Source organism: Bacteroides cellulosilyticus, from assembly GCF_020091405.1.
Classification (GTDB): Bacteria; Bacteroidota; Bacteroidia; order Bacteroidales; family Bacteroidaceae; genus Bacteroides.
Genome location: NZ_CP081903.1, coordinates 3,703,873 through 3,716,666 on the forward strand (window position 1 = coordinate 3,703,873; position 12,794 = coordinate 3,716,666).

Consider the following 12,794-nt stretch of genomic DNA (forward strand, 5'->3'; position numbering starts at 1 on the left):
TTGAATGATAAAGAAAGTGTGAACAATTTAATGATGCAGTCTTATTATGTTGACTTGTATAAGGGGAATTATAACACTGCAACCCTTCTTTATCACAATCAAATAAAAGCGATAAGGGATAATTATATAAATAATAAGTTACATCAATATTCTTCTTTAAGTAGGAATTGGTTTGGCAAAAAAAGATTAGGAAAATGAAAAAAAACATATTGTTTGTAATAGGGGTATTCTTGTTACTTTCATGTAGTACAGGAAGTCAAAGACAACATGCTAATTTTTCTATTTTTGTTACTTGTACCAGTAAGAATTGGAATGGTCGAAATAATCAAGATTATATCAAACTTTGGATAAATGACAGTTTATTGTTTAGTGGTACTTATTACACACAATACAATGATACTATTCCTGATGAAATTGAGGATTTGGAAACTCCTTTTGGACCAGAAATAATAGTTGACCCTTTCGGTATGAGAGTTGCTGATTTAGATAAAAGTAATTATCAAGATAGTATCAAGATAAGAATTCGTTTAATTGCCTTAGATGATGTTTTGTTTAACAATAAGCAAGTAATGGACAGTACTTTTTTTTATAGAATAGATAATATTTCAGCTATTGGTATTACTGATGCAGGAAGAACAGGTTTTTTCTTGGTTATTGATTCTATTAAAAATCCGGAGTGTTGGCTTTACATATAGTTTGTTTTCCATTTATAAGGATATTTATCCGACTGTTTCGAACATAAGGATTTTAATTCGTAAATCAGAATCTTCCCTGTCTCCTGAATATGAACTATTCTTAGAGGCAGGGATTTTTTGTCCCTGTTGTTCTAGAATCTTATCTATTCTATAGAATGCTAGGGGATAGTGCATTATCAATTTCCCTTGTTTCTAAACTTTTTTGATATTTTCCTTCATTTACTTAATTTTTCTGTTTTATTATGTATACCTTTGGACTGTATCTATTTTTATATAAAAAACAACAACATGAAAAGACACTTATTTCAATTGCTATGTCTATGCTCTTTTTGTTCCTTTATGACAACAATACAAGCACAAAGAAATTATCGTCCGGGCTTTATCATTACCCTTCAAAAGGATACGATCTACGGACAAATAGACTTTCGTACGGAAGTAATGAATGAATTGCGTTGCGTGTTCCGGACAGACAGCACTCTTCAGGAAAAAACATATAACCCTTTTGATATATGGGGATATCGTTTTACGGATGATGGCAAGATGTATGTTTCAAAATCTGTAACCTTGAAGAGAGAGGAAGCTCCTTTGGATATCTTTCTTGAATATTTAGTGAAAGGGATAAAAAGTCTATATTACATGGAAACTGCTACCGGGATTCCCGTTTATTTTATAGAAGATGGCGATAGATTAATTAAAGTAGATGCTCCGAAATTGGCTGAAAAGGTCACCACTTTCCAGTTTAAAGGAGAAATTGACCGTTATATTCCAATCTTGCACTATGCCTTTAGTGATTGTCCTACTTTGAAATCTCAAATAGACCGTACGCAGTTTAATCATAAGAGCCTAATTAAGCTTACTAAAAAATATCATTATGCGATGTGTACCAGTAACGAAGATTGTGTTGAGTTTGTTGCTATAAAAGATAAAAACAGAGTGCAAATACGACTTATGCCTTATGGCGGAATCATGCAGTATACATTGCCTCAAGAAACTTTTTCCGGTAGTCTCAAGCGTCCTAAACTGTCTTATTTATTAGGAATAAATGTGGCGGTGAGCTCAAAACGCTGGATGAGCTCAATCAGTGGCATTGTGGATTTGTCTTTTTCAAGGTTGGCAACTACCGACGGGACTTTCAACTACTCGGGCACGTTGTTTTCACCCCAGTTCGGATTACGGTATACCCATCCTAAAGGGAATGTACACCCGTTTGTGGGATTTGGGGCGGATATGAGTGTCATGATAACGTCTGATTCGAATAATGAATATCAGAAATTACGAAGAGTCGGTTATCCCGGGTATTATGCTGAACTCGGTTTAGATATCCCGCTATCTAAGAAAAAGAAACAAGCTCTGAATATTCGCTTCCAATTTAAAAATATTAGAGATCTTGAGGAAAAGACTAATTTTGCTTATGGTTGGTCAGGGACAGTAGGGTATACACTTCAAGTCCATTAAATAAAAATAGTCTAAGAGGGGCTTTCTTTAAAGAAAAATCGTATTTTTGGAAAAATTATTGAAAGGAGTATTTCTATAACTAAAAGAACCGACTATTATGATGGAAAAAACACTGGTTATTTTGAAACCATGTACCCTCCAAAGAGGCTTGGTAGGTGAGATTACGAACAGATTCGAGCGTAAAGGCTTGCGTCTGGCCGGAATGAAAATGGTTCAGCTGACGGATGAAGTGCTCAGTGAGCATTACGCCCATTTAAGTGCGAAACCCTTCTTTCAGCGCGTAAAGGATTCGATGATGGCATGTCCGGTTATTGTGTGCTGCTTTGAAGGAGTAGATGCCATTGAAGCGGTGAGAGCTTTGACCGGCCCTACCAATGGCAGGAAGGCAGCTCCCGGAACCATCCGCGGAGATTACAGTATGAGTTTCCAGGAAAATATCGTTCATGCATCCGACTCACCTGAAGCGGCTGAAGTGGAATTGAAAAGATTTTTTAAACCGGAAGAAATATTTGACTATAAGCAGGCTACATTCGACTTCCTGTACGCTAATGACGAGTATTAGCGAGGAAAAAGAAAAATAAGTTTGCAATAAACTACGCTGATGTAGTAAGGAAAATGTCGACTACAGCTTTCTAATTCAATTAAAGTAGTATCTTTGTGCCCGGAAAATTAATCTTCATTCAGTGAATCTGGTTATTGATATAGGAAATACGGTGGCAAAAGTAGCTGTCTTTGATGGCGTTTCACTATTGGAAGTGGCGTATGACTCTAATCGAAATTTGGAGCATTTGTCGGACATCTATAGTAAATATCACTTTGAAAAAGCAATTGTTGCTACTGTTATCGACTTGAGTGAGCAGGTGCTGGCACAATTGGCATTACTTCCCATACCTGTGCTTTGGCTGAATGAAATGACTCCACTCCCGGTAGTGAATCTATATGAAACACCCCGAACGCTGGGGTATGATCGTATGGCTGCCGTGGTGGGTGCCAATGAGCAATTTCCCGGAAAAGACATACTGGTGATAGATGCCGGCACGTGCATTACGTACGAATTTGTGGATGCCGAAGGACGCTATCACGGTGGGAATATTTCTCCGGGTATGCAGATGCGTTTTCGGGCGCTTCACCAGTTTACCGGACGCTTGCCGCTGGTGCAACGCGAGGGACGTGAACTCCCGATGGGAAAAGATACTGAAACTGCCATCCGTGCGGGAGTTTTGAAAGGTATGGAATATGAGATTTCTGGTTACATAGTGGCTATGAAACATAAATATCCTGAACTTTTGGTTTTTTTAACGGGCGGGGATGATTTTTCTTTTGATACAAACTTAAAAAGTATCATCTTTGCAGACAGATTTTTAGTGTTGAAAGGATTAAATCGAATTTTAAACTATAATAATGACAAGATTTAGACAAACACTTTTGGTGCTTTTGCTCACGATATTATCTGGAGCGACGGTCGCTCAAAATAATACAAATTCTCCCTATACACGATACGGATACGGACAACTGGCAGATCATGGGTCAGGTAACAGTAAGGCAATGGGTGGCATTGCTTATGGTTTACGTGACAGATATCAGACCAATTTTGCGAATCCGGCATCTTATACGGCGGTCGACTCGTTAACTTTCATGTTCGACGGAGGTATTTCTATGCAAAACACCAACTTCAGTGATGGAGTAGTGAAGATGAATGCCAAGAACTCAAGTTTTGACTACATTACGATGCAGTTCCGTCTGTCAAAAAAAGGAGCCATGAGTATAGGATTGTTACCTTATTCTAATGTGGGATATAAAATGGGTAACTATCAGGAAAACACTGAAATACCGACTTCCTCAGCCAGTACGACTTATTCCGGTGAAGGAGGTTTACATCAACTTTATATAGGTGCAGGTTTTAAAATTATTAAAAATCTTTCCGTTGGTGCGAATATTTCGTATCTTTGGGGAGATATAACGCATACGCGGCAACAGTCATTTACATCTAACTCAAACATCATGCCCTTGACAACGCTTACCGGGATGGAGGTTACGAGTTATAAACTTGACTTTGGAGCGCAGTATACACAGCAATTCGGTAAGAAACATGCGGCTACTTTGGGAGTCGTTTTCTCACCGGGACATAATTTGGGAAATGATGCGTATGTACAAACCCAGCTGGGCAATAGCACAACGGGATATACTACAACGCAGAAGGATACTATATTGACAATGGGTATTCCTATGACGCTGGGCGCAGGTGTGACGTATGTGTACGATGATCGTCTGACAGTGGGTGCGGATGTGATGTTCCAGAAATGGAACAGCGTGACATTCATGAATGAGCCGGATGCGTTCTGTAATAAAGTGAAGGTTGCTTTAGGTGCGGAATATATTCCTAACATGATGGGTAGAAGTTATCTTTCACACATCAAATATCGTTTGGGAGCTTATTATTCTAAACCTTATTATAAGATAGATGGCGTACGTGCCGCAAATGAATATGGAGTAACTGCCGGTTTCGGTTTGCCTCTTCCACGTAGCCGTTCCGTATTGAGTGTCTCGGCACAGTATGTGAGAACGCAAGGCACGGAAAGCCAATTCTTGAACGAGAATACATTGCGTCTTTGCATTGGCGTGACATTCAATGAACGTTGGTTCTGGAAGCGTAAAGTTGAATAGTGAAGAATAGACAATATAACAACTAAAATTTAAATACAATGAAGATTAAAACGCTTGTAGCTGTCTTGCTCCTTTCGGGTGGAGTAACCAGTGTCCTGGCACAGGAAGATTGTAACAAGAACAGTAGTATTTCTCATGAAGCGGTAAGAGCTAATAACTTTAAAGATGCTTATTTGCCGTGGAAAGAAGTTCTGAAGGATTGCCCTACGTTGCGGTATTATACATACACGGATGGTATTAAAATATTATCATCCTTCTTGAATGATATAAAGGACCGTAATTCGGCTGATTACAAAAAGTATTTTGATGAGTTGATGGAGGTTTTTGACTTGAGAATGAAATATACTCCGGATTTTATGCATTTGAAAGGTACTCCTTCTGTGGGTGAGGTTTTGGGTAATAAAGCCATCAATTACATTGCTTATGCTCCTAATATAGATGTAAATCAAGCTTATGCTTGGTTGAAAGAATCTCTGGACACTGAAAAGGGGGGCTCTAAAGGTCCTATCCTCCACTATTTCCTGGATATGTCTTTGAATAAATTGAAAGGTGATCCTAATCATAAAGAACAATTTATTCAGGATTATCTGACTGATTCCGAATATGCCGATGCTGCTATTGCCGCAGAAGATGACGCAAAAAAGAAAGCTGCTTTACAACAAGTGAAAGAAAACCTTGTAGCCATGTTTATCAATAGTGGTACCGCTGATTGTGAATCTTTGCAGGGTATTTATGGTCCTAAAATTGAAGCGAACCAATCTGACTCTACTTACCTGAAGAAAGCTATCTCTATCTTGAAGATGATGAAGTGTACGGAAAGCGAAGCATACTTCCAGGCTTCTTATTATATGTATAAGATTGACCCGACTGCTGATGCCGCTACCGGATGCGGATATATGGCATACAAGAAGGGTGACTATGATACGGCTATCAAATACTTTGATGAAGCACTGAATTTGGAGAGTGATAATGAAAAGAAAGCTCAGATTGCTTATGCTGTTGCTGCCACATTATTCAATGTGAAGAAACTTTCACAAGCCAGAGGTTATTTGCAAAAAGCTATCAGTTTCAAAGAGAATTATGGTGATGCTTATATCTTGCTTGCACAACTTTATGCTTCCAGCCCGAACTGGAATGATGAGGCTGCCTTGAATAAATGTACATATTTTGTTGTTATTGATAAACTGCAACGCGCTAAAGCTGTAGATCCCACAGTAGCGGATAAAGCAAACGAATTGATTTCAACGTATGCACGTTATACACCGAAGGCTGAAGACCTCTTTATGTTGGGCATTAAAGCCGGTGACCGCGTTACAGTAGGCGGTTGGATCGGTGAAAGCACAACGGTTCGATAAGAAATATAAATATGTTACCACAACGAAGTAACGTTCTATTTTGTAGAAGTTTGAGCATAACCATTGCCTTTGGGGCAGTGGTTATGCTTCTTTTATTTTCCGCCTGTTCCGGACGGCATAAGGATCTGGGAAATGCCATAACCGAGCGTGATTCATTGCCTGTGATGGATACGAAAGGGGTAATGACTTTGATCTCTGACTCCGGTGTCACCCGCTATCGAATCAATACGGAAGAGTGGTTGGTTTTTGACCGGAAAAATCCACCTTATTGGGCATTCGAGAAAGGTATATATCTGGAGAAGTTCGATTCTATATTTAATGTAGATGCAAGTATCCAGGCAGATACGGCATATTATTATGAGAAGCAAAAGTTGTGGAAGCTGATGAGTAATGTGCATATTCAAAATCTCAAAGGTGAGAAGTTTGATACAGACTTGTTATATTGGGACCAGAATAAGCATAGGGTTTATTCTGATCAGCGGATTCGTATAGAACAACCTGATCAAATTATTTATGCCATTGGTTTTGAATCTGATGAACAATTGAATAAGTACACGTTTTTTAAGCCAGAAGGTGAATTTTATGTGGATGATGATGCCACAGCTCCTGCAGACAGCGTGCAAACTGGTAGTCTGCCAAAAGATAGTATCAAACCATAAATTATGGATACCTATATTTATTTATTGATTACTATGGCTTTCTCCGCTTTCTTTTCGGGTATGGAGATTGCTTTTGTTTCCGTAGACAAACTGCGTTTTGAAATGGAACGTAAGGAAGGGTTGACTTCACGCATTCTTTCTTATTTCTTCCGTAATTCCAATAGCTTCATATCTACCATGTTGGTAGGTAATAATATTGCGCTGGTTATTTATGGTATTCTCATGGCGCAAGTTATCAAAGTCCATCTCCTGGGCGATTTGATCTCCAATGATTTCGTGGAAGTGTTGTTACAGACAATCATTTCTACGCTTATTATCTTGGTAACAGGTGAATTCCTTCCTAAAACCTTATTCAAGATTAACCCCAATCTTGTATTAAAAGTATGCGCTTTTCCGCTACTGATCTGTTATATCGTTTTGTATCCGGTGTCTCAGCTGGCTTCCGGATTATCTTACCTATTCTTGCGTCTGTTCGGGATGAAGATCAATAAAGAAGCTTCGGACAAGGCTTTTGGAAAAGTAGACCTGGATTATTTTGTCCAGTCCAGTATCGATAATGCCGAAGATGAAGAAGAACTGGATGCCGAGGTGAAGATATTTCAGAATGCGCTCGACTTCTCCAGTATTAAAATACGCGATTGCATCGTACCCCGCACGGAAATTGTAGCTGTTGACCTGACTGCCACTCTGGAAGATTTGAAAAGTCTTTTTGTTGAATCCGGCATCTCCAAGATTATAGTGTATGATGGCAATATAGATAATGTGGTAGGGTATATCCATTCGTCCGAAATGTTCCGCAATCCTGCCGACTGGCGGAATAATGTAAAAGAAGTACCCATTGTGCCCGAAACTATGGCAGCGCATAAACTGATGAAACTCTTCATGCAGCAAAAGAAAACGATTGCTGTAGTGGTGGATGAGTTTGGCGGTACGTCCGGCATTGTTTCACTGGAGGACTTGGTAGAAGAAATATTCGGTGATATTGAGGATGAACATGATAATACTTCGTATGTATGCAAACAGATTGGCGAAGACGAATATGTGCTTTCCGGTCGTTTGGAAATAGAAAAAGTTAATGAGACATTTGATCTGGATCTGCCGGAAGAAGATGATTATATGACGGTGGGTGGATTGATCCTGAACCGTTATCAGAGTTTCCCGAAATTGCATGAAGTAGTGACGATTGATAAATTCCAGTTCAAAATTATTAAGGTTACAGCCACTAAAATAGAGTTGGTACGTCTTAAAGTGGTGGAATAATAACAGAATGGCGTAATTTTTTAAAGAATAAATAGATGCGTATTAGCATTTTTTGTATCTTCGTGCGCTAAAATGAAGTTTGGAGAAAATATAATAAACAAATAAATCATATTAACTAAAATGGCAACATTACAAAACATTCGGTCTAAAGGACCCTTATTGGTGATTGTTATTGGTTTGGCGCTGTTCGCTTTCATTGCGGGAGACGCATGGAAGGTATTGCAGCCACACCAGTCACATGATGTAGGAGAGGTTAACGGAGAGTCACTTTCCGCTCAGGATTATCAGAGCTTGGTAGAAGAATATACTGAAGTTGTGAAATTTTCCAGAGGAACAAGTGCACTCACAGATGAAGAAAACAATCAGATTAAAGATGAAGTTTGGAGAAACTACGTTAACAATAAGTTGATTGAAAACGAAGCAAAAAAACTTGGTTTGTCAGTTTCTAAAGCAGAACTCCAGTCAATCATTGATGCAGGTGTACACCCGATGTTGCAGCAGACCCCGTTCCGTAATCCGCAAACTGGTGCTTTCGACAAAGATATGTTGAAGAAGTTCCTCGTAGATTACTCTAAGATGAACACAGCGCAGATGCCGGCACAGTATGCAGAATATTATCAGTCTATGTACAAGTTCTGGTCTTTCCTTGAAAAACAATTGGTTCAGACTCGTCTGGCTGAGAAATATCAGGCTTTGGTTTCAAAGTCTCTTTTCTCTAATCCGGTAGAAGCTCAGGATGCTTTCAATGCAAGAGTGGATCAGTCTGATATGTTGCTGGCTGCCATTCCTTATTCTTCAATCGTAGATTCTACAGTGACCATCACAGATGCAGACCTGAAAGCAGCTTATGACAAGAAGAAAGAGCAATTCAAACAATATGTGGAAACTCGTAACATCAAGTTTATTGATGTACAAGTAACTGCAAGCCCTGAAGACAGAAATGCTATCCAACAGGAAGTAGTGGAATATACTGAACAACTTGCAGGTACTCCGGGTGATTATTCTACACTCGTTCGTGCTGCCGGTTCTGAAGTTCCTTACATTGATCTATATTATACTTCTAAGGCGTTGCCTACCGATGTAGCTGCTCGTCTGGACTCTGTTTCAGTAGGTGGTGTATATGGTCCTTACTACAATGCGACTGACAATACGATCAACTCGTTCAAGAAGTTGGCTATTGCTTCAATGGCAGACTCTATTCAGTATCGTCAGATACAGGTGGTTGCTGAAGATGCTGCGAAGACAAAAACTTTGGCTGACAGTATCTATACTGCCATCAAAGGTGGTGCAGACTTTGCTGAAATCGCTAAGAAGTATGGTCAGACCGGTGAGGCCACCTGGATTTCTTCTGCTAACTACGAAGGCGCACAGTTGGATGGTGACAACCTGAAGTATGTGAATACAATCACTACTCTTGGCAAGAACGAAATGACCAACCTGAACCTGGCACAGGCAAATATCATTGTACAGGTGATGGATAAGAAGGCTGTTAAAGATAAATATAAAGTAGCCGTTATCAAACGTCCGGTAGAGTTCAGCAAAGAAACTTACAGCAAGGCGTACAATGAATTCAGCCAGTTTATCGCTTCTAACCCGACACTGGAGAAGATGGTAGCTAATGCTGAAGATGCTGGTTATAAGCTTTTGGATAGAAACGATTTGTATAGTTCTGAACATGGTATCGGTGGTATCAGAGGTACTAAAGAAGCTTTGAGATGGGCATTCTCTGCAAAAACCGGTGAAGTATCCGGTTTGTATGAGTGTGGCGAAAGTGACCGTATGTTGGTAGTGGGCGTTTCTGCTATTGTTCCGGCTGGTTACCGTCCGTTGGCTTTGGTGAAAGACCAACTGAGACTTGAATTGCTTCGCGACAAGAAGGCTGAGAAGATTATGGCTGACATGAAGGCTGCCGGCGCTACTTCATTCGATCAATTTAAAGCTATGCCTGAAGCAGTAAGCGATTCTGTGAAACACGTAACTTTTGCAGCTCCCGCTTATGTTCCGGTATTGCGTGCAAGTGAACCGTTGGTAGGCGCTTATGCATCGATTGCCGAACTGAACCAACTGAGTGCTCCGATAAAGGGTAATGGTGGTGTATTTGTTCTTCAACCGTATGCAAAAGATAAACTGAACGAAACTTTCAACCAGGAAACAGAAGAAACTACGTTGCAGAATATGCATGCCCGTATGGCAAGCCAGTTCCTCAACGACTTGTATCTGAAAGCTGATGTGAAAGATAGCCGTTATCTGTTCTTCTAAGAAATAACGATAATTGAGATATGAAAAGCCGTCTGATAGAATATCAGGCGGCTTTTTCTTTATCCCTGTGTCTCATTTTCTGCGCCTGCAATTGCCTTTGTGCAACTTTATTCCTACCTTTGCAAAGATAAAATGGAAAGATTGATAGATAATTATGCCGAAACAAACTCTTTTAGGACTGACACTCACTGAATTGCAGGAGGCGGTGAAAAGACTGGGAATGCCCGGGTTTTCCGCCAAACAGATTGCTTCATGGATGTATGACAAGAAAGTGAACTCCATAGACGATATGACCAACTTGTCGCTGAAACATCGGGATCTCCTGAAAGATGTCTACGAAGTAGGAGCGGAGGCACCTGTGGAAGCTATGCGTTCCACAGACGGTACAGTGAAATACTTGTATCGGGCAGGTGATAAGAACTTTGTAGAGGCGGTTTATATTCCCGATGAAGATCGTGCCACACTTTGTGTATCTTCTCAGGTGGGATGTAAGATGAACTGTAAGTTTTGTATGACGGGTAAGCAAGGCTTCAGTGCCAACCTGACTGCCAACCAGATAATCAATCAGATAAATTCTCTTCCCGAGCGGGATAAATTGACCAATGTGGTGATGATGGGCATGGGCGAGCCTTTGGATAATCTGGACGAGGTGCTGAAAGCTCTGGAAATTATGACTGCTTCTTATGGATATGGATGGAGCCCCAAGCGGATCACACTCTCTACCGTTGGTTTACGCAAAGGATTTCAGCGCTTTATAGAAGAGTCGGAATGTCATCTGGCTGTCAGCTTACACTCTCCGGTAGCCTTGCAACGTCGCGAACTGATGCCTGCTGAGAAATCTTTCTCTATCACTGAAATGGTAGACATGTTAAAAAACTATGATTTTAGTAAACAGCGTAGACTATCTTTTGAATATATTGTTTTTAAGGGTGTGAATGATTCGTTGCTCTATGCTAAGGAATTGTTGAAACTCTTGCGTGGACTGGACTGCCGTATCAACCTCATTCGCTTTCATGCCATTCCCGGTGTAGACCTGGAGGGAGCGGATATGGAAACAATGACTAAACTCCGTGATTACCTGACTTCCCGCGGTTTGTTTACTACGATACGTGCTTCCCGCGGTGAAGATATATTTGCCGCTTGCGGCATGCTTTCCACTGCCAAACAGGAAGAGAATAAACAAGAATTAATATAAATTATTAACTTTGGCTCGGATGATATACGTATTCTTCGTAGTTTTGTAAAAACATTAACTGGTAAGTATATGAGAAAGCAGCTGTTTTATTTAAGTCTGACTATTGTAGCAATTGCCCTTTCCGCATGTAGTGGCGGTAAGAAAGGCGTGTTTGGTGCGACTTCAAGTGGTCGTGCGTATGAAATTCTGGTAGTGGTTGATCCCGCTATGTGGGAACGTCCTGCCGGTAGGGCGCTTTATGATGTACTTGATACGGATGTACCGGGGCTCCCCCAGTCCGAACGTTCTTTCCGTATGATGTACACTTCTCCTGCCAATTATGATGCTACGTTAAAGTTGATTCGTAACATTATTATCGCTGATGTACAGGATATTTATACCCAGCCTAAGTTTAAATATGCGAAGGATGTATATGCTGCTCCGCAAACTATCCTGACTATACAGGCTCCTGATGAAGCTTCTTTCGAGCAGTTTGTGACGGAAAACAAACAGACTATCATTGATTTCTTTACCCGTGCGGAAATGAACCGACAGATTACGTTCTTGGAAAAGAAGCATAATGATTATGTGACGACAAAAGTAAAGAGTATGTTTGATTGTGATATCTGGGTGCCTGCTGAACTTTCTTCTACCAAGCAAGGAGAGAACTTCTTCTGGGCTGGTACGAATGCAGCTACCGGTGATCAGAACTTTGTCATTTACTCTTTCCCGTACAAAGATAAGAATACATTTACCAAGGAATATTTTGTGCAGATGCGTGACTCTGTCATGAAGGCTAACATTCCGGGAGCGAAGGAAGGCATGTATATGGCAACTGACTCCTTAATGACCGATGTTCGTCCTCTTAATGTACAAGGAGAGTATGCGCTGGAAGCTCGTGGTCTGTGGCGTATGAAGGGAGATTTTATGGGTGGTCCGTTTGTTTCGCACATGCGCTTGGATCCGGTGAACCAACGTATTATTGTTGTGGAAGCCTTTATCTATTCACCTGATAAGTTGAAACGTAATCTGATGCGCCAGATGGAAGCCTCTCTTTACACTTTGAGAGTGCCGGGTGATAAACAGACAGGAGCTGAGATTCCATTGGGCGTGACGAAAGAGCAGAGTAAAGCTACTGATCAAGGAAAATAATATTGAGAATGTATACGAATTAAAGAGATAACTTTCATCCTCAGATTACGCGGATTGCACAGATTTGTTTAAATCCCAATCTGCGTTATCCGCGTAATCTGCGGATGAAGATTTATCGTTG

The 12,794-nt window shown here is 40.4% G+C and carries 11 protein-coding genes; all 11 read left to right on the forward strand.

Annotated features, from left to right (window positions below; genetic code table 11):
- Positions 1-194: 194 nt before the first annotated feature.
- The 11 genes from K6V21_RS13420 (at position 195) to K6V21_RS13470 (ending at position 12,673) form a co-directional block, all read left to right on the forward strand.
- The gene (locus tag K6V21_RS13420; protein ID WP_224318923.1) at positions 195-695 is read left to right on the forward strand and encodes a hypothetical protein; all 501 of its coding nucleotides are present in this window, start codon (positions 195-197) and stop codon (positions 693-695) included.
- A gap of 339 nt (positions 696-1,034) precedes the next feature.
- Positions 1,035-2,150: a hypothetical protein gene (locus tag K6V21_RS13425; protein WP_224318924.1), complete on the forward strand. Its 1,116-nt coding sequence runs from the start codon at positions 1,035-1,037 to the stop codon at positions 2,148-2,150.
- Positions 2,151-2,247: 97 nt separating this feature from the next.
- Complete coding sequence (gene ndk, locus K6V21_RS13430) at positions 2,248-2,712, forward strand: nucleoside-diphosphate kinase (protein ID WP_217714977.1); 465 nt, start codon at positions 2,248-2,250, stop codon at positions 2,710-2,712.
- Between the two features lie 121 nt (positions 2,713-2,833).
- Positions 2,834-3,565 (forward strand): type III pantothenate kinase, encoded by a 732-nt coding sequence (locus K6V21_RS13435; RefSeq protein ID WP_224318925.1) that lies wholly within the window; start codon positions 2,834-2,836, stop codon positions 3,563-3,565.
- Positions 3,552-4,814 carry a hypothetical protein gene (locus K6V21_RS13440; RefSeq protein ID WP_224318926.1) on the forward strand — a complete coding sequence of 421 codons (1,263 nt, stop codon included), beginning with the start codon at positions 3,552-3,554 and terminating at the stop codon, positions 4,812-4,814. Before K6V21_RS13435 ends, K6V21_RS13440 begins: the two co-directional genes overlap by 14 nt.
- Positions 4,815-4,852: 38 nt before the next feature.
- Positions 4,853-6,169 (forward strand): tetratricopeptide repeat protein, encoded by a 1,317-nt coding sequence (locus K6V21_RS13445; RefSeq protein ID WP_217714983.1) that lies wholly within the window; start codon positions 4,853-4,855, stop codon positions 6,167-6,169.
- Between the two features lie 11 nt (positions 6,170-6,180).
- The gene (gene lptC / locus K6V21_RS13450; protein WP_217714985.1) at positions 6,181-6,828 is read left to right on the forward strand and encodes an LPS export ABC transporter periplasmic protein LptC; all 648 of its coding nucleotides are present in this window, start codon (positions 6,181-6,183) and stop codon (positions 6,826-6,828) included.
- A 3-nt stretch (positions 6,829-6,831) separates the two neighbouring features.
- Positions 6,832-8,088: a hemolysin family protein gene (locus tag K6V21_RS13455; RefSeq protein ID WP_217714986.1), complete on the forward strand. Its 1,257-nt coding sequence runs from the start codon at positions 6,832-6,834 to the stop codon at positions 8,086-8,088.
- A gap of 120 nt (positions 8,089-8,208) precedes the next feature.
- Positions 8,209-10,347 carry a SurA N-terminal domain-containing protein gene (locus K6V21_RS13460; protein WP_224318927.1) on the forward strand — a complete coding sequence of 713 codons (2,139 nt, stop codon included), beginning with the start codon at positions 8,209-8,211 and terminating at the stop codon, positions 10,345-10,347.
- A 154-nt stretch (positions 10,348-10,501) separates the two neighbouring features.
- The gene (gene rlmN, locus K6V21_RS13465; protein ID WP_224318928.1) at positions 10,502-11,542 is read left to right on the forward strand and encodes a 23S rRNA (adenine(2503)-C(2))-methyltransferase RlmN; all 1,041 of its coding nucleotides are present in this window, start codon (positions 10,502-10,504) and stop codon (positions 11,540-11,542) included.
- Between the two features lie 69 nt (positions 11,543-11,611).
- A complete protein-coding gene (locus K6V21_RS13470; protein ID WP_224318929.1) occupies positions 11,612-12,673 on the forward strand; it encodes a DUF4837 family protein in 1,062 nt (353 codons plus the stop codon).
- Positions 12,674-12,794 lie beyond the last annotated feature (121 nt).